Source organism: Cupriavidus necator (genome assembly GCF_040578825.1).
Lineage (GTDB): Bacteria > Pseudomonadota > Gammaproteobacteria > Burkholderiales > Burkholderiaceae > Cupriavidus > Cupriavidus necator_E.
In genome coordinates, this window is record NZ_JBEFLI010000017.1 from 40,240 (window position 1) to 58,644 (window position 18,405).

General features: G+C 53.8%; 16 protein-coding genes. 10 read left to right on the forward strand and 6 right to left on the reverse strand.

The features are described 5' to 3' along the window. The first annotated feature begins 45 nt into the window (after positions 1-45). From AB1I47_RS11075 to AB1I47_RS11115, 9 genes are all read left to right on the forward strand, one after another. Positions 46-1,494: a mannose-1-phosphate guanylyltransferase/mannose-6-phosphate isomerase gene (locus AB1I47_RS11075; protein WP_354683799.1), complete on the forward strand. Its 1,449-nt coding sequence runs from the start codon at positions 46-48 to the stop codon at positions 1,492-1,494. 196 nt (positions 1,495-1,690) lie between these two features. Then, positions 1,691-2,599 carry a glycosyltransferase family 2 protein gene (locus AB1I47_RS11080; protein WP_354683800.1) on the forward strand — a complete coding sequence of 303 codons (909 nt, stop codon included), beginning with the start codon at positions 1,691-1,693 and terminating at the stop codon, positions 2,597-2,599. Positions 2,600-2,606: 7 nt separating this feature from the next. Next, positions 2,607-3,992 (forward strand): O-antigen polymerase, encoded by a 1,386-nt coding sequence (locus tag AB1I47_RS11085; RefSeq protein WP_354683801.1) that lies wholly within the window; start codon positions 2,607-2,609, stop codon positions 3,990-3,992. Continuing rightward, a complete protein-coding gene (locus AB1I47_RS11090) occupies positions 3,989-5,287 on the forward strand; it encodes an MATE family efflux transporter (protein WP_354683802.1) in 1,299 nt (432 codons plus the stop codon). Before AB1I47_RS11085 ends, AB1I47_RS11090 begins: the two co-directional genes overlap by 4 nt. Next, positions 5,284-6,237 (forward strand): polysaccharide pyruvyl transferase family protein, encoded by a 954-nt coding sequence (locus tag AB1I47_RS11095; protein WP_354683803.1) that lies wholly within the window; start codon positions 5,284-5,286, stop codon positions 6,235-6,237. Before AB1I47_RS11090 ends, AB1I47_RS11095 begins: the two co-directional genes overlap by 4 nt. 10 nt (positions 6,238-6,247) lie before the next feature. Next, complete coding sequence (locus tag AB1I47_RS11100; RefSeq protein WP_354683804.1) at positions 6,248-7,342, forward strand: glycosyltransferase; 1,095 nt, start codon at positions 6,248-6,250, stop codon at positions 7,340-7,342. Position 7,343: 1 nt separating this feature from the next. Continuing rightward, positions 7,344-8,468: a glycosyltransferase gene (locus tag AB1I47_RS11105; RefSeq protein WP_354683805.1), complete on the forward strand. Its 1,125-nt coding sequence runs from the start codon at positions 7,344-7,346 to the stop codon at positions 8,466-8,468. Positions 8,469-8,502: 34 nt separating this feature from the next. After that, positions 8,503-9,747 (forward strand): glycosyltransferase family protein, encoded by a 1,245-nt coding sequence (locus AB1I47_RS11110; protein WP_354683806.1) that lies wholly within the window; start codon positions 8,503-8,505, stop codon positions 9,745-9,747. A gap of 91 nt (positions 9,748-9,838) precedes the next feature. Then, positions 9,839-11,263 carry a right-handed parallel beta-helix repeat-containing protein gene (locus AB1I47_RS11115; protein WP_354683807.1) on the forward strand — a complete coding sequence of 475 codons (1,425 nt, stop codon included), beginning with the start codon at positions 9,839-9,841 and terminating at the stop codon, positions 11,261-11,263. 279 nt (positions 11,264-11,542) lie between these two features. Here AB1I47_RS11115 and rfbC read toward each other — a convergent pair whose 3' ends face one another. The 6 genes from rfbC to AB1I47_RS11145 all read right to left on the reverse strand — a co-directional run bounded on the left by rfbC (position 11,543) and on the right by AB1I47_RS11145 (position 17,034). Continuing rightward, positions 11,543-12,094 (reverse strand): dTDP-4-dehydrorhamnose 3,5-epimerase, encoded by a 552-nt coding sequence (rfbC, locus tag AB1I47_RS11120; RefSeq protein ID WP_354683808.1) that lies wholly within the window; start codon positions 12,092-12,094, stop codon positions 11,543-11,545. Then, on the reverse strand, positions 12,091-12,969 hold the full coding sequence (gene rfbA / locus AB1I47_RS11125) for a glucose-1-phosphate thymidylyltransferase RfbA (protein WP_354683848.1): 879 nt from the start codon (positions 12,967-12,969) through the stop codon (positions 12,091-12,093). The genes rfbC and rfbA overlap by 4 nt, the downstream gene beginning before the upstream one ends. An 11-nt stretch (positions 12,970-12,980) precedes the next feature. After that, on the reverse strand, positions 12,981-13,898 hold the full coding sequence (gene rfbD, locus AB1I47_RS11130; RefSeq protein WP_354683849.1) for a dTDP-4-dehydrorhamnose reductase: 918 nt from the start codon (positions 13,896-13,898) through the stop codon (positions 12,981-12,983). Continuing rightward, positions 13,888-14,955: a dTDP-glucose 4,6-dehydratase gene (gene rfbB, locus AB1I47_RS11135; RefSeq protein ID WP_354683809.1), complete on the reverse strand. Its 1,068-nt coding sequence runs from the start codon at positions 14,953-14,955 to the stop codon at positions 13,888-13,890. The genes rfbD and rfbB overlap by 11 nt, the downstream gene beginning before the upstream one ends. A gap of 412 nt (positions 14,956-15,367) precedes the next feature. After that, complete coding sequence (locus AB1I47_RS11140) at positions 15,368-15,580, reverse strand: hypothetical protein (RefSeq protein WP_354683810.1); 213 nt, start codon at positions 15,578-15,580, stop codon at positions 15,368-15,370. 74 nt (positions 15,581-15,654) lie between these two features. Further along, complete coding sequence (locus AB1I47_RS11145) at positions 15,655-17,034, reverse strand: undecaprenyl-phosphate glucose phosphotransferase (RefSeq protein ID WP_354683850.1); 1,380 nt, start codon at positions 17,032-17,034, stop codon at positions 15,655-15,657. A 751-nt stretch (positions 17,035-17,785) separates the two neighbouring features. Between AB1I47_RS11145 and AB1I47_RS11150 the strand changes: the two genes are divergently transcribed. Beyond that, positions 17,786-18,400: a transcriptional regulator gene (locus tag AB1I47_RS11150; protein WP_354683811.1), complete on the forward strand. Its 615-nt coding sequence runs from the start codon at positions 17,786-17,788 to the stop codon at positions 18,398-18,400. The last annotated feature ends 5 nt before the right edge of the window (positions 18,401-18,405 follow it).

The following is an 18,405-nucleotide window of genomic DNA, read 5'->3' on the forward strand; positions in this document are numbered from 1 at the left end:
GCTGAAGGGCTGACTGACATTTGAATTGGCAGAAGGAGAGGTCGGATGCAAGAGCCAGCCTTGATTGTTCCTGTTGTTCTTTGTGGTGGCTCCGGAACACGCCTGTGGCCCCTGTCACGCGAGGGTTATCCAAAGCAATTCCTCAAGCTCTTAGGTGACCGCTCGCTACTGCAGGATACGTTGCTGCGTGTACAGGAGATCCCGGGGATTGGCGCACCATTGCTTGTCACCAGTCATGCGCATCGGTTCATGGTGGCGGAACAAGCCCGCGAGATCGGCATCAGCGATGGCGAATTCATGCTGGAACCACATGCCAGGAATACTGCACCTGCCTCGGCTGCTGCTGCTTTACACGCGCTGGCCGCGGGGCAGGATTCGCTGATGCTGGTGCTACCGTCGGACCACCTGATCCGGGACACGTCCGCCTTCGCAAACATCGTGACGCAAGGCGTTGCTGCTGCGCAAGCCGGAGCACTTGTCACTTTTGGTATCGCGCCCACCACGCCCGCTACCGGGTACGGCTATATCAAGGCAGGTGCGCGCCGGACGGAGTCTAGCTTCGAGGTTGCCTGCTTCGAAGAAAAGCCATCTCTCCCGCGCGCGAACCAGTTCCTGGCGGAGGGCGGCTACTTTTGGAACAGCGGTATCTTCCTGTTCCGTGCTTCTGCGTTCCTTGCCGAGCTGGAAGCCTATTCGCCCGAGATCCTGCGCGCGGTCCAGGAGTCCGTCAGCCTCGGCCAAAAAGACCTCGATTTCTTCCGTCTCGATGAAGCCGCATTCGCGCGCTGCCCGAGCAACTCCATCGACTACGCCGTCATGGAGCACACTACGCGCGCGCAGATGGTGCCCTTTGCCACCGAGTGGAGCGACGTTGGCGCATGGGATGCCGTGTGGGAACTCGGCACAAAGCAGGCTGATGGTAACGTCACGATAGGCGACGTCCTGATGCACAACGCCAAGGACTGCCTGGTTCATGCATCGCACCGCCTGGTTGCCGTTGCGGGTTTGGAGGATGTGATGGTGGTGGAGACGCCCGATGCCGTGCTCGTGGTGCACAAGGACCAATGCCAGGACGTCAAGACGATCGTGGATATCGTGCGCAAGCAAGGCCGCAGCGAAGCCGCAGACCATCGGAAGATCTACCGTCCGTGGGGCAGCTACGACTCCGTTGACGAAGGCCAGCGCTATCAGGTCAAGCGGATTACGGTCAAGCCGGGTGCCAAGCTCTCCATGCAAATGCACTATCACCGCGCGGAGCACTGGATCGTAGTAAAGGGGACCGCCCGCGTGACCTGTGGCAACGACACCTTCCTACTCAGCGAGAACCAGTCCAGCTATATCCCGCTCGGTACGGTCCACCGACTGGAGAACCCGGGCAGCGTCCCCTTGGAACTGATCGAAGTCCAGAGTGGAAGCTATTTGGGCGAGGACGACATCGTCCGCTTTGACGACGCATACGGTCGCGCTCCCGCCACCGGAGATAAGATTGCCTGACCGTCCTGGTACCGGAAATATACAGACGCGTGAAGTCGAGTTGATTAGAGCTATGGGCGGCACGTCTTGAAAATCATTGCCCTATTTACCGATCAACACAGATGCATCTGGATTCGCGATATCCAATTAGATCTCTTGTACTAATGGCGTCTTAATATATGCAGTCACGCACGGCAAAATTAAGGAGCGGTTGCAAATGACCGGATCGAGCAGATCTATCCAAACGGAAACGCCCGTCCTAAAGCCGGACGTTGCAATAATTCTTGTCAACTACAAAAATGCAAAGGATACGTTGCGATGTATCGGTTCGATTAGCCGAATGTCGTATGGTAAACACATGGTTGTGGTCGTCGACAACGCATCCAATGATGGTTCGTATGAGCTGATAAAAGAGTCAACGGTGCCAGTCACTATATTGAGATCAGACCAGAATGTTGGATTTGCGGCGGCATGTAATTTGGCGATAGATTTCTTGAAGTCGCAAGCGCCATCATATGTTTGGCTTCTGAACAATGACACCGTAGTCGATGAACACGCTCTGGCGCATTTGGTCGCGAAGGCGGAGAGCGGCACACATATCGGCGCCGTTGGCTCAAAGATTCTAGATCTTTCCAATACTTCCCGGGTGCTGTGCGTTGGTGGTGGGCTAATTAGTTGTCTGACCGGCGTATCCCAGCATGTAACAGCGTATGCGAAGGATTTAAGCCTGGACTATATCTGCGGCGCGAGCTTGTTGATTCGCTGGAGGGCTATAGTAAGCGTAGGCCCACTTCGAGAAGACTATTTTCTTTATTGGGAGGATGCGGACTACTGTGCTCGCCTTGCTCGAAGTAACTGGGCCCTTGCCCTGGCGGAGGAATCTGTTGTCTATCACGCGGAGTCAACAACCGTTGGAAAAAAAAGCACTCGGTTTGATTACTTCTTCTCGCGAGCTTCAGTGATTTTCGTGCGCGAGCATTTCAAGTACCACTGGCCGGTGCCTTTATTGATTTCTCTAGGAGGCCGACTAGTTCGGCGCTTATTCACCAAGAATCTCGCTGGTGCACGAGCAATACTGAAGGGTACGCTGCACGGAGTAGCTGGAAAGCTCCAACGACCCAGCTAAGGCGGACATGCATAGCTATCAAACCTTAATTACCGGCCAGCACGCTGCGCCGCGGGGGGCGATCGTCGCGATGTTAGCACTTCTAACCGCAATCGCCGCGCAAGAATGGCCAGCATTGGGCGTTGTATGCCTCTGCATAGTTGCGTACTCGCTACTCAACAGCGCAAAGAGGAATATTGCGGGGCCGATGTTTGTTCTGCTTATCGTGTTCTCACTATATGTGCTACCCCGGGCTAGTTTGGTTTTGCTGGGTGTTATGCATACGTTTTCTGGCTTCCAAATTAGTCATAATAACAATGAATGGCTAATCGGGATAGTAATGTTTGTCTACGCATTGCTGTTCGGTAACAGTCTCAGTGGGGCAAACAAAAGGCAGCTTACCGCGCCGCCGCCAGCTACAAAAATCACGAAAATTGCATCATGGGTGATGTTGGGTCTCTCACTAATTTTCTTCATCGGATATCTAAATTCGATTGGCGGATTGCAGGGACTTATTCTTAACTACAGCGCGGACACATACTTTACTGCTACGCAAGATGAAGTCGGTTCGGCGAGTAAGAATGCGTCGATATATTTTCTGATTTCAGGATTTTCAATGCTAAGCGCCTCGTCCTTTTCATCAAAAGAAAGAGGGTGGGGTGGTCTACGTTACGCGATATTGTCACTAAGTGCATTAATAGTTGCGATCGCCTTTATCAAGAGGGAATATGCATTTGATATATTGCTTAGTACTATCGTAACTTTGGTTGTGAGTAGAAGGGTTTCAAGTTTAAAGCCGTTGGTTATGATTGGTTCATGCGCAGCGATAACACTTTTCCTGCTATTTGTCGTCAGATCAGGGTTGAATATCAGTGATATATCGACGGCACCATCCGGTATTCTCGACACGGCTGAGTTTTGGGTTTTTGATCAGATCGTAAACGTATTTCAAAATGGCGATAGGTTAATCCCCGCTGATTATGGGTGGCGCCATTTACTGGCCTTGATCTCACCATTTATACCGTTCGACTACTACAAGCCTTTGGACCATATCCTCGTCGAGCGCTCCATTGGCATTACCGGTTGGGGGATTCCGCCTACGATTTTCGGATATGCGTTAATCGTGGCTGATTGGCCAGGTTTGATACCCTATGGCTTGTTCTTGGGACTAACCCTTGGGATCGTTGACCGTTGGCTGAAGCGCAGTATGCGGAAACACTGGATCTATATGAGTGCATATATGTTCTTTGTCATGTACTGCTGGTTTTTGTTTCGAAACGGCGACCCAGTACTAGCTGTTTTCTACACAAACAGGTATCTCCTGCTTGTGCTTCCAGTAGCGCTGGCAGAGTATGTCCTGTCAAAAAGACGATACCGCTACTCTGGTTTCCGTAGGGCGTGGAGTCAGCGATGATTCACAGCTTGAAACGCTCCTTTAGCGAAGCATTATTATCCAATGTGGCCATCATGGGCCTCAACTTTCTCAGCGTTGCATTGACCTCCGCGTCTGCGGGCTTAGAATCCCGTGGTGCAGTCACGGCACTGCTTGGTTATCCGCCATTGTTAGCATCGATATGCTGTGTAGGTCTCCACGCATCTTTTGCATATTTAGCGCAAAGTATCCCAGAGGATGCAGAGGACTATTTCAAATGTCTTTTATTGAGCTCCGTCGGGATGCTCGTGGTTGCTGTTGTTGCCAGCATAGCTATCTCACCATATTTAGCAGGTAAGCTAGCTCTAGACGTCGCGACTGTTAGAAATATAACGATTCTGCTTACGTTGTGCACACTGGTATCCGCCATCTTTTCTGGCGCATGTCAGACCAATCTAACTTTTTCAAAATTCAATATAGCAAGAATACTAGCGCCGGCTTGCACGATACTGCTCGTTGCGTTAGTAGCAGTTACTGGACAGAAGTCCCCATTGCCGTATCTGATTTGTTACGCTGCGGGATTCGGAGCTAGTGCCATATACGCTTTGTTTGTATGCGGAAAGGTTTATAAGTTGACTGGCTCCGTATCCAAAAGGTCGCTTCGAACTCTGAGCGCGCTTGGCATACGCTTTTGGATAAGTGATGTGCTTAATGTTCTCGTGTGGCAGGTAGACAAAATTGTGATGATCGCTCTAGCCCTACCCTTAAAGGATCTGGGCATCTATACAATTGTTTCTGCTATCTCCCGGGGTATCGGGCAGATTCCGATATCAATGGCGCAGGCATTATTGGCAAAAGCCATGGGGAGTACCAAGGCCGCTGTCGCCGAGAAGACTTCTGCTAGTGTACGTATTATCTTGATATTCACCGCTCTGGTTGCCTTTAGCGCGACTTTAGGGGCTATGGCGGTGTCAATCTTTAACCAGGGTGACATATTAAAGTTCTCCATTGTGTTGGGAGTTCTATCTGTTGACGCCTGTGTTGCAGGCGGTAGTGCACTCATTTCGCAAGCTTTCAGTGCGATCGGCGAGCCGCAACGGGGAGCTATCCGCCAGTTGGTCGGTGCGGTCTGCGCGACGATCTTTACTTATCTATTCGGCGGTATCTGGGGTGTATACGGCGTCGCCATGGGACTGCTCTTGGCGTCTTTTATAAAACTCGCGGTGGCGTTCTGGCTATTTCTAAGTACTTTCAGAGTACGCGGCAGAGATTTACTGCCTGCAAGGAACGATTTGGATTCCATAGTCGGAGCAGTAAAGATGAGGCTAGCAAAATGAATAATCTGAAAACTAAGCTTTTGGATTTGCTGTTGGTGATACCCCCAGGTTCGGAAATTGTCTATCTGGACTATCCAGTATATAGCAATATCGGGGACTTGTTGATTTTTGAGGGGGCCGAAAGATTTTTCTCAGATAACGATATCAATATCGTTGAGAGATTTAGCTTGAAAGAGGCGTCGGCATTGTCTCGTCGGCGGATAGGGGACAGGGTGCTCGTGCTGCAGGGAGGGGGTAATTTTGGCGACCTTTATCCATGGCATCAAGCATTTAGAGAGCATGTTGTAAGAAGCTTTCCTGGTAACAGAGTTGTACTTCTTCCCCAGACAATACACTTTTCAAATGACCGTGAGGCGAAGCGCGCCGGGAAAGTATTTAGAGAGCACCGCGATTTACATATCTTCGTGCGTGATGAACGAAGTCAAGCTTTTGCGAGCACTGAACTGTCACATAACCGGGAAAATGTCCGTTTGATGCCAGATATGGCCCACTGGTTATACGGCCATATTCGTTCCTCAGTTGTGGCAGAGAATGCAGCCAGAGGAACGTTGTGGTTGATGCGCGGAGATAAGGAAAGATTAGGCGAATCCAACAGTTTGGAAGGATTCCACCCAGAGTACGACTTCATAGGTGACTGGAGAGACATACGCTCGCCTTCAAACGTCCTCATGGAGCACGTCATGGCAAAGTATCATCGGGCGGCAGGAGTGATGCCGTTCCGACCCTTCAAGCCGTGGAAGACATATATTCCGTTCGTTAGATCACAGATCGATGCCAGTGTTGATTTTTTTTCGAAATTCGAGAGGATTGTTACGTCCCGATTGCACGGTCATATACTAGGGGCGCTGTTAGATAAACACATAACCCTTTTCGATAATTCGTATGGCAAGAATCGCGGCTACTACGACTGCTGGACGAAATCGGTGCGCAATGTCACCTTCGCGGAATAGGAAGTGAGACATGAAGAAAAACGCATTTGTTTTACTCTGGGCAGAGATTTCGGCCGAAGAGTGGGAGCGAAAGTATTATGCTGGAGACGTGCCGGACGTTTCTCCTTACGGTTATCACTATTTAAGAGATTTTGGTTACAAAGTGGTTTTCTCAAGAAAAAAGGATGCAGAAAGCCGCGTAGCGTTCATTGTTAGAAAAATTATTTCGAAATTTCTCGGCGCTGACTTGGTCCATGCCTGGCGGCATTTCACTGATCTATGCTGTGCAGATGTAATACTTACTCATACGGATAGAGAATCGTTCGCCATATTAATTTTGAAGGCGCTTTTCCCCGGGCGCATAAGGGGAAGGACAATTTGTCAGATCATCTGGACGGCAGACCGCTTAAATGGAAGTAAGGGTATCAAAGCGAAACTTGCTGGGCTACTTCTCGGCAAAGCCGATCTGGTGACGACTCTTTCGTCTATTAATGCGCAATGGATAAAAGCAGTTAATCGATGGGCTAATGTCGAGATGGTTCATTTTGGTATATCCAGCGACAGCTTTACACGGCAGCACGCCGGCAGTCAGAATAATGGGGATACGTTAAATATTTTAGCCATCGGAAATGACGAGCATCGAGATTGGGTTACGTTCGCAAGCGCTTTGAATGACTTCAATGACGTTTCAGTTAAAATTCTCAGCAAAACATTTCAGCGAACTGTTCAGTCATTTCCTGACACGTGGTCAGTGGAAAGCGCATCGTCGCTAAGACAAGTCAAGGAAGCGTATAAATGGGCCGACGTAGTGGTGGTTCCTCTTAAGAAAAACATGCACGCATCGGGAATTACCTGCGTTTTGGAGGCGACGTTCCTGGGCGTTCCGGTGATCGCGGCTGATGCGGGTGGACTGACTGACTATTTCGGCGCAGATGAGGTTTTGTACTACTCCGTGGGTGATCATCAATCGTTGCGTAGACGATTGGTGGAGATGGCGAAAGACTCGAATACTCGGCTCCGTTATTGTCGTGCCGCTCAGCTTCGAGCGGCATCGAAGGATCTCACATCGAAGAACTATATCCGCCAGCAGATTGCGCTTCTGAACGCGACTGCCGTCCAAAAATAGAATGAAGATCGTTCATATTTGTGAGACGCTAAAGGGCGGGATTGAGTCGTACCTTGCGGAACTCGTACCGTTTCAGGTGGAGCGATATGGAAGCGAAAATGTTCATCTCATTGTCCCACGAGAAGGTTTGAGTGGCGCAGATGAGGCAATGTTTAGCGCAACGACATGGAGATTTGAGAGAAACGGTCGTTCGCCAAGGGCATTTCTGGAATTCGCAAAGTTTATCGTGTCGGTGGTAGACAAGGAAGCGCCGGATATTGTTCATTTGCACAGCACGTTCGCCGGTGCTTTTGGCCGGCTTACTCTATTAGCGTTCGGGAGACGTAAGCCGATCATTTATTGCCCACATGGATGGTCATTCGCCAGAAAAGGCGTGCTGCCGATAAATTGGTTATGGCGCGCAATAGAGAGAATACTAGCCCGTGCCTGTCAGCGAATCGTATGTATTTCAAAGCATGAATACAATCTTGCGCTAAACGCAGGCATACCAGTATCCAAATTGGAGCTAATTTCTAGCGGAGTATCGGACATATCAAATAATGTGGGCAGTCCGTTTAGTGTTGGTGAACCAGAGGGTAGCGCTGTCCGCTTGCTGTATGTGGGTAGGCTTGACTATCAGAAGGGCATCGATTTGCTGTTCGATGCACTGGGTTCTGTGCAACGGGATGATATCGAGTTGACAATTATCGGCGAGCCGGTACTAAGCTCGCGATGGTGGGATAACGTTCGGTCGAAAGCACCGAAAAATGTGGTTATGACCGGGTGGAAAGAACGTGCGGAGCTTGATCATTATTACGGGCACGCTCACGCCTTGGTGATGCCGTCGCGCTGGGAAGGCTTTGGATTAGTGGCCGTTGAAGCCTTACGATCAGGTACACCTGTACTTTGCAATACTGCGGGCGCATTGCCTGATATCGTGGAAGATGGCGTTAGTGGATACCATATTAACTTTGAAAATATCAGGGAAACCATTAGTTTTTTTTCCAGGATGACGGTTGACGAGTTGATCGCAATGAGAAAGGACGCGAGAGATAAATATATCCGTGAGTTCACCTCAACAAGGATGAACGAACGAACCTTGGCGATGTATCAAAGCGTCAGTGAACAACTAGAGGACCGGAATTAACGCTCGCAGGTATTTTGAGCACAGAGGTTTTACAATGATCGACTTAGAATTCATAGTTGGACACGATCCTGCGGTAGACCGGGATGGGGTGGGAGATTACTCAGAAAAGGTGGCGGAGGCATTGAGCGGCAAGATGCGAATGGATAGTTCATTCGTATTTCGACATCTTAGATTTAAGCCTCGTGGTTTGAGCGAATGGCTGCGTATTTTCGGCTTCTTCAAGCCGGGAAAGATCATACATATTCAATACCCAGTCGAGGGCTGGGGGAGATCCATAATGCCTGGACTCCTTCCCGCCATCGCTCGCGTCCTGTGTCCGTCGACGAGGCTCGTAGTGACGTTGCATGAATGGAGAAGCATGCATTTCCTTCGGCGAATGAGCATTACGTTTGTGGCCCTGCTCGCGGATGCCTTAGTTTTCGCTTCCGCGCGGGAGCGGGAAGCATTCTCTTGCTCGAAGGTAGCTGCGTTCGCCCGGCGCGGGCAACTGCGAGAGTTCATTCCGATCGCGGTGAACGTGGACATTCCTGTCGTGCAGGCTGACGATATCGTGGCCGCGAGGAAGGAAGTGCTAAGACGGGAATTGTCGAGTACCGTGAAAGGAAATGATGGTGGGAGGCCCGATGAAATTTTGCTGGGCTATTTCGGTTTTATCTACGAGTGGAAACAACCGGAGAAGATGTTAACGGTTCTCTCCGAGTTAACTCGCGCAGGCTATGATGCGAGATTGCTGATGTGCGGGGATTTCCCCGCTGATCACGTAATTGCACGGAATCAATTCGTACAGAAGATCTCATCGATGGGATTGTCTGACAGAGTGGAACTCTATGGATATATCGACGATACGGATAGCCTGGCGCTGAATTTGCTTGCATGCGATTTCGTCATCCAGCTATTTTCGGACGGCTTGTCTGCCCGGAGAGGTAGCTTTTGGTACGCCCTTGAGCTTGGTGCGAGCATCGTTTCTACGTTTCCCAACGACGTTAGCGAGTTCTCCGAACTCGGCATTTCTTTCAATCCGTTGACGGATAAGAATATTATCCTGGTAAGGGCTGACGAATCTCCCGAGGCAATAGCGAGGGAATTGATTGGACGATGGAGGCCATGGAATCCGCAAGCGAGGAGAAATGTTGCGCCAAAGTGGAGCGATATTGCTTCAGCGCATCTTGCCTGCTACACAAAATTGGCGCCGACGTTTGAGGGAGATCATGAAGGCAAGATTGTTGGATCGAACGTCAGCGTAAGCTCGAGCCGAAAATACAACACCGCCGATGAATAAGACCCGCAAAGCGCCCCCTCGGCGTAGGAGAGCTCTGAGCTTACTAGCGCGAACCTTTGCGCTTCCATGGCTTGGTCTACAGCGCCGGCCCATGGTTGCTTATCTACTTTCGGGCGCCAGTGCTCAGCAAACAGCTGGCCCGATGTCGATCTCGTTGGACATCATTGGGGCGAAAGGGGACGGGTTAGCGGACGATACCGAGTATCTCGTTGGGGCATTGAAATCTAACCGCCAGGTTAAAGCAGGGAAGAACAAGATATATCGCATTCGGCCAATTGTAATTCACGATGCGACGGCTTTGACGTTTGACCTGAACGGGTCAACCCTTTTAATAGATAGGGCTACCCCGATGGGCCCGTCACCTTCTGGACTTTCGTTTAAATCGTCATCTGGTTTGGGTGACTGTTCCAATATTCGTATTTTAAACGGTAGAATTTCCTACAAGAATAAGCCGACAATGCGAGTGGATAATAATTTTGCAATATATGCCGAGGGTGTTCGGGGGTTTCGGATTTCAGATTTTGAAATCGACGGTAGCTGGTCCGCTGGAATTTGGGTTCATAAATCGGAGGACATTTCAATTAAGGATAGCTATGTGCATGGCACGATGGCCGATGGCATCACCTGCCAAGGTTGCGGTGAGAATGTCTCGATTTCATCGAATCGCATAGTCTCTTCAGGAGATGATGCTATTGCGGTTACTTGGTTCACGGGAAATGATCCGTCGTATGTTGGCAACACGATGGGTATAAAGCTCACATCTAACGTTAAGATTTTGGGGAATGAATGTACTGATAGTGCGGCGAGGGGAATTTTTTTGGGCGGGGTGAAGAATGGTGAGGTTGCTTATAATCAGATTTCCAGGTCAAACGCGATTGGTATATTGTTGGCGAGGGATACCGTTAATCATGATTCTGAGTTTTTTTATAAGCATGGTGTTAATAATTCTAATGCCTCAATAGACATTCACGACAATGTGCTTGTCCGATGCGCGATTGCATCGGACAGCTTGTACGCAGAAGTTGGGGGAATTTGGGTTTCCGAAAGAAATGTAGGTATTGCTATTAGAGATAATATCATCTTCAAGTGTAATAGTGTGCATATATATTTTGCTGGAAATGGCAAGATTTCAGGAAATAGAAGCTATTTCCCTCAGTGGGTTGGTGGGGGGCGTGTCAAGCGGGAAAGAATGATAGGTCGGGGCACGCATATCATGACGGGCGCTAACTCGGTCAGCCGCAAACTAAGTTATGGTGATGTGATAGAGAATATCCTTGTGGGCGACTCATATTATGCAATATGGATCGGAAGCGGCAGTGACACACATCAGTGGCGCGTGGGAGGGAACAAAATATTCGTTTCTCCAGATTATGACGAAAGACAGGTCTGGGCAAGACTGGGGGAGCGGCGTTCCCGGCTAGATCGCTTGATAAAAGTTGAGCCGCGTGCAAAGGTGCAGATTGATGAGAACGGTATTTTTGACATCGGAAACGCTCCTTCGTCACCCATTAAATGAGTTTGCTAATCTGTTCCGCAACGATGAGTCGATCGACTTAATTGGCAAAAAAGTCGAGGCGGAACTACTGCGCGAGCGCGTTGAGCGCGACTTAGTTTCTGCAGAAACGAATCATCGGCGGTACTTGCAGGAACTGCTTTGGAAACGCCTTAGGCGATGGTGCCCATAGCCGCGTGTCAGATCCACGGCAGCGATTTCAGGACATACGCATATGCGAGCTGCAGGTTGTGTTGGCAATTATTTCTATGATATGACGGCGGACGTAGAAGTAATATGCCCTTAACAGAAGGCTTGAGCTTCCTTCAGAGGCAGTCCAAGCATGTCTTTGCTAGCGAGTATCGGCGGTACGCAAATCGGCCAGGAGATAGAGATATCGCGGTCATTCCACAGCAATGAACGCTCATGCTCCGGATACCAATAATCGGTGGTTTTATAAAGAAAATCTGCCGACTCGGACAACACGACGAAGCCATGCGCGAAGCCCTCGGGTACCCAAAGCTGTCGCTTGTTCTCCGCCGACAGCGTTACACCTACCCACTTACCAAAGTTCGGTGAGTTGCGACGCAGGTCCACAGCTACATCGAAGACTTCCCCGGTCACGACGCGGACAAGCTTGCCCTGAGGGTGCTCAATTTGATAATGCAGTCCGCGCAACACATTGCACACCGAGCGCGAATGATTATCCTGTACGAATTCACGCTTGAGCCCAGTCGCAGCCTCGAAGGACTTTCGATTGAAGCTCTCAAGGAAGATTCCGCGGTCGTCGCCAAATACCTTGGGCTCGATAATCAGAACCTCGGGTAGGGCGGTGGGAGTAACATGCATGCTCATTTGATGGCTTCTGAAATGATTTGCGTCAGGTATTTGCCGTAGCCGTTCTTCGACAGCGGTCTGGCGAGTCGAGCCACCTGATCGGCATCGATCCACTTGTTGCGGTATGCGATCTCTTCAGGGCACGCAACCACCAGCCCCTGCCGGTTTTGCAGCGTGGCGATGAAACTAGCCGCTTCTAGCAGCGAGTCATGGGTGCCGGTATCCAGCCAAGCGTAGCCGCGACCCATGATCTCAACGTCAAGCTGCGCCATGCTGAGATAGCACCTATTGACGTCGGTGATTTCCAGTTCACCGCGCGCCGATGGCTTGATGTCAGCCGCGATGTCGCACACCTGGTTGTCGTAGAAATACAGGCCGGTGACGGCATAGTGGGAGCGCGGGTGTACTGGTTTTTCCTCGAGCGAGAGCGCGCGGAAATCTTTGTCGAACTCCACCACGCCGTAGCGCTCGGGATCGTGCACGTGATAGGCGAATACGGTGGCTCCTTCCCCCTGAGCGGAGGCGTGTTGGAGCTGGCGCACCAAGTCGTGGCCATGGAAGATGTTGTCGCCTAGTATCAGTGTCGACGGGGCGTTTCCAATGAAGTCGCGCCCGATCAAGAACGCCTGTGCTAGTCCATCCGGCGACGGTTGAACAGCGTATTGCAGGTTAATTCCCCACTTGCTGCCGTCGCCAAGCATGTCGACGAAGCGCGGAGTGTCTTCGGGCGTGGAAATGATCAGGATGTTACGGATCCCTGCCAGCATCAGCGTGGACAGCGGGTAGTAGATCATCGGCTTGTCGTACACGGGCAGCAGCTGCTTGGACACCGAGCGAGTGATCGGATAAAGCCGAGTGCAGGACCCGCCGGCGAGAATAATACCTTTGCGCATGGTGCGAATACTCACAAGAGGATCTGGTCCAGCAGCAGTCGAATACCTTGTTGCCAGTCCGGGAGATGGATGCAGAAGGTCTCGCGCAGCTTGCTGGTATTTAGCCGTGAATTGGCCGGACGTGGCGCGGGCAAGGGGTATGCGGTAGTCGGAATCGCTTCGATGTGCTCCCGGTCCACCTGCAGCGGAACACCCCGAGCTGCTGCCATGCGTAGCACCTCAGTGGCGTAGCCGTGCCAGGTTGTCTCGCCAGCGGCCGCCAAGTGGTAGACGCCGACGTCAAACGCGGCTGGCCTACCATATAGCCAGTGGCGCGCGACAATCTGGGCAGTTACGTCGGCTATCAGCGAGGCAGTTGTGGGCGCACCGAACTGATCATCGATTACGCGCAAGCTATCGCGCTCGCAGCCGAGCTTGAGCATGGTCTTGGCGAAGTTGCTACCGTGCGCGCCGGCCACCCAGCAGGTGCGCAGCACTAAGGCCTGCGCGCCGGACGCGGCGATGGCTTGCTCGCCGGCAAGTTTGCTCTTGCCGTAGACGGATTGCGGATTGACCTTGTCAGTCTCCAAATAGCAGCCGTCCTTGCGGCCGTCGAATACGTAGTCGGTGGAGTAATGCACTAGCAAGCTGCCCAGCGTCTTGGCTTCCTCGGCCAGGACGCCCGGCGCGACACTGTTGATGGCGTAGGCTGCCTCGATGTCGGTCTCGGCCTTGTCCACGGAGGTGTAGGCGGCGGAATTGAAGATCACGTCCGGGCAAAGCTCGCGCACGATGCGCCGCACTTCGTCCGGTCGTGAAAGGTCGCAGCCGGCGCGTTCGAGTGCTACCACGCGACCCAGCGGCGCCAAGCTGCGGCGTAGTTCGAAACCCACCTGACCGTTGCTTCCAGTTACAAGGAGCGTCGGGATTGAGGGGGCCTTATGCCGCATATTGCTTTGCCACCCAGTTGCGATATTCACCTGACATCACATCCTGTACCCAGCCTTGGTTATCCAAGTACCACTGCACAGTCTTGCGTAGGCCGGTCTCGAAGGTCTCAGCCGGCTTCCAGTCGAGTTCGCGCTCGAGTTTACGCGCATCGATGGCGTAGCGCCGGTCATGGCCGGGACGGTCCTTGACGAAGGTGATCTGGTTGCGATATGAACCAGCAGCCTTCGGACGCAACTCATCGAGCAGGTCGCACAGCGTGTGTACGACGTCGAGGTTGGTCTTCTCGTTCCAGCCGCCCACGTTGTAGGTCTCCCCCGGGTGGCCGTGTGCAAGCACCTCGCGAATGGCGGCACAGTGGTCGCCCACGTACAGCCAGTCGCGCACGTTCAGTCCATCACCGTACACGGGAAGCGGTTTGCCGCCTAGCGCGTTGGAGATCATCAGTGGAATCAGTTTCTCGGGGAAGTGATAAGGGCCATAGTTGTTCGAGCAGTTCGTGGTCAGCACCGGCAGCTCATAGGTATGGTGGTAGGCGCGCACGAGATGGTCGGATGCCGCTTTGGAGGCCGAATACGGGCTGTTAGGCGCATACGCGGTGGATTCTGAGAATTGCCGATCAGTGGGGCCGAGCGAACCAAACACCTCGTCGGTGGACACGTGGAGGAAGCGGAAGGTCGCTCGGGCGGTGTCGTCGAGGCCGCCCCAGTAAGCGCGTACTGCCTCCAGCAAGGTGAAGGTGCCGACGATATTGGTCTGGATAAACTCGGCGGGGCCGCTGATTGAGCGATCGACGTGACTTTCAGCTGCGAAATGCACTACAGCGCGCGGGTTGTAGGTGGTTAGCAGGCGGTTCAGCGAGGCACGGTCGCAAATATCCGTCTGCGAAAAAACGTGACGGCTCTCGCCGTCAAGGCAGGCGAGCGTCTTGAGATTGCCGGCGTACGTGAGCTTGTCGACGTTGACTACTCCGTCGGCGTTGGCATTGGCCAGCCAGTTCAGAACGAAGTTGGCTCCGATGAAGCCCGCACCGCCCGTAACGAATATACAGTTGCGCATAGATGAATATGAGGAAAGGGGTAGGTGTACACGGTCATGGATGCGCCCGCAGCCAGAAGCGGGGTGCTACTTCTGCCACCTGCGAAGATCAGTCTTTCTGGGCTAGGTCCGGCGATAATTTCCGACCTTGGCGGACCCGTCCCCTCGGCCTTCGGCGGCAGAGGCAACGAAGGCCGCCTTCCCCGCCAATGCTGTAATACGCAAGACCTAGCTGGCTGAGTTCCGCCGGCCCGTAAAGATCGTTGCCGGACTTTGCCAGGCATGTGCCACTGACCAGGCGTACGTAGCCACCACCGATGAGGGTGTTCTTCATGAGCGCAATTCAAGGGATGTGGAGACGGATATAAATCGCCTGCGTCGTTCACGAATCTGTTGACCAGCGAGAGCAGGGCAATGGCGCGTATTGCTGCCGTCACGTCTGTGAGCAAGTATGGAAAGAAGAACTGGATGATTCGTCCAGGCCGCCTAGTAGAGCAACGCTAGAAAGCGTGATCGCGGCCCGATGCCGGGAGAACGCCAGGCAGGTGTACGCGCGCAGGTGCATCAGCTTGTCGCCAAACTCTCGATTGAGCGCCTGCGCTTTACCCGGGATACCGCCCACCACGAGCATGGTCAGGAAGAACACGAGAGAGCCGCTGCGAGACATAACGTGCCCGGGGCGTGACCAGTGCCGTACCATCATGGCTCCGCTGCGACAGATCAATACGCATTCCGCCCCGTCCACCCCTTGAACGCCGTCCAGAAAATAATCCTCAGATCCATCCAGAACGACCAGTTCCGGATATAGAAGATGTCGTGCTCCACCCGCTTGGCCATCTTATCAAGCGTGTCCGTTTCGCCGCGATAGCCGTTAATTTGGGCCCAACCCGTGATGCCAGGCTTGACGCGGTGGCGCAGCATGTAGAAGTCCAACTGCTCCTTGTACATATTGTTATGCGCCATGGCGTGCGGCCTGGGGCCTACCACGCTCATTTCGCCCTTGAGCACATTGATGAACTGCGGCAGTTCGTCCAGGCTGGTGCGGCGCAGGAAAGCGCCAATCGGCGTGATCCGGCTATCGCCTTTGGTGGCTTGTGTGACGGTGCCATGCTCGGCATGGACCTTCATGCTGCGAAACTTGTAGACGTGGATCACGCGGCCGTCCATGCCGAGGCGCTCCTGCTTGAAGAAGACGGGGCCCGGGGAGTCGCGCTTGATCAGGATGCCAATGATCAGGAACAGCGGCGACAGGGCGATGAGCACGAGGGCGGAAAAGGTGCGGTCGAAGATGGCCTTGATGGTGCCGCGCACGCCGAGTGCGGGCGGTCTGTTCATTTCCACCGCGGGCATGCCGAGGAAGTTGCCGACGTTGTGATTGAGCAGGTCGAAGTCGAGCACGCTCGGCATCCACTTGATGTCAATGAAGTCATTGCGCAGGGAGAAGGTGATCTCCTGCATCAGGCGAAACTCGCTCATCGGCAGGGTGAGCCAGATCTCATCGACCCCATGATCGCGCGCGAACTGGGCGATTTGGGCGCTATCGGTGATGCGCCGGCGTCCTTCTGGCGTGGGCTCGCCCTCGGGAGCGTAGATGCCGCTGATCTTGAATCCGGTGGCGTGGCTGGCGGTCGCGCGGCGATACATCTCCTGCCCGGTACGGCCAAAGCCAACGATAAGCACGCGCTTGCTGTTGGCGCCTGCAACGCGCAACAGGCTGAGCACGACGCGGCTGGCCACGCGCAGGCCCAGCAGGCCGGCCAGCGAGAAGGCGTACCAGTACATCATCCACAAGCGGGAGAGGGAGTCGGACTGGTGCAGCAGGTAGCTCAGCAGAATGCTGATCAGCCAGACCAGGCTCCACGCCGACAGCAGGCGCGTGGCGAGCGAGAACAGGCTGCGGCCGCGCCATGAGCTGTAGAGGTCGAACCCCGGCAATACGATGAAGGCGATCGCGCAGCCGAAATACTGGACGAACAAGTGGATCGGGGCTTGCGCGCTGGCAAAGCGCGCTTCGCTGGCCAGTATTGCCGCAAGCCAGATGGCGCCGGCGTCGAGCAGGCGAACCATCAGCGCGAGCTGATCGTGATGCCTGGCAAACATATCGCGATAGACACCCATGGCTTCCCCCGAAGCGTTGGCGTAATGGGCGCTCAAGCGAGTGCCCATCCCTTTTTTTCTCCTCCGAACTTGCAGGCCACGCACAGTGGCGGCCAGGCTCGTCTTTGGCATGCATCGTGGTTGTGCATGCTCTTGGCGCAGACAAAGCAGAGTCGTGCGGGACTGCTTTGCAGCAGTCGGTTTCATGGCGTGGCTGCGGTCAGCTGGTGACCGGCCACTGGCCGCATCCTTGAGGGCCGTCCCTGGAACTGCAACGCTCTCTTCCTGCCGGCGCGCTGGCGGCGCCGGTGTGCTTCTTCTTTCTGGTGCGAATAGTGCGGTGCAGCGTGACCCGTCGGTACCCTGCGTAAGAAGGGAAAGTGTGGCGATGCTTGTGTGGCACCTTTGCTTCGCGCCAGTCGGTTTTTGAGACGCATGGTCAAGTGCGAGAGACCGCCGAAGCTAGAGTCTTGCGTCGGCATTGCGCGCAACGCGGTAGTGCCGATCTCAAGCCGGTGTCACGGCAATTCTTCCGCAGGATGCAGCAGACATGAAAGGGAACGCTTTTACCCGCGATGAGCTGGACGCCTATTTTTCGTCCTTCGTAGGGATGGAGGGAGGCAACCCTGCAGCAGCGGTCTGGATTTGCGATCATGTGCCCACCACGGTGGGCTTGCCGCTGGCGGCGCCGCTGGCTCCGCAGCGATTGCCGAACGCCTGGGACGCGCACTTTCGAGTCGCTCACGCACGCGATATGGCAAGGTGGCAAACGCACCAGCGCATCGCGCGCATCATGTCGGCCGCCTGGGAAATGGTGTTGTTCGGCCGGCGCGATAACTGTAGCTCGCAGCGCTATCTGGCCGAGTATCTCTACCGTGCGCGCGGTTGGGAATTCAAGCTGAGCCTGTTTCCGCTGCCAATCCGCGCGGACAACGGGCTGCCCTGGAAGCGGCTGTATGGCGCGCAGCCCGAGCTCAACCCGAAGGTCAATTACCTGTCACTGTGCCGCAACGGCGGGCGCTTTCGCTTCATCAGGGCATTGCGCCGGCGCCAGCGCCCCAAGGTGGTGATCTGCCTGGGCGAGCGTCACGAGGATGACTACCTGCATGCGTTTGGCATGCGCGGCCGGCCGTACACGGAGCATATGCTGAAGCCGGCCGACCAGGCGCGGCTACTGCGGGTCTACCAGGACCAGGGCACGCACCTGATTATCTGTCCCGCGGTGGCCGGCGCTGCCGGCCTGGCGTCGGACGTCCTGCTCAATGCGATGGGGCACTTCATCAGTCAGTGGCTGACGATCGCCGATTTCCAGATGCGTCCGGAAGTGCCCGAGCGACATCGGCAGGCAGAGTCAGAAGCCGCGGTGTGACACCG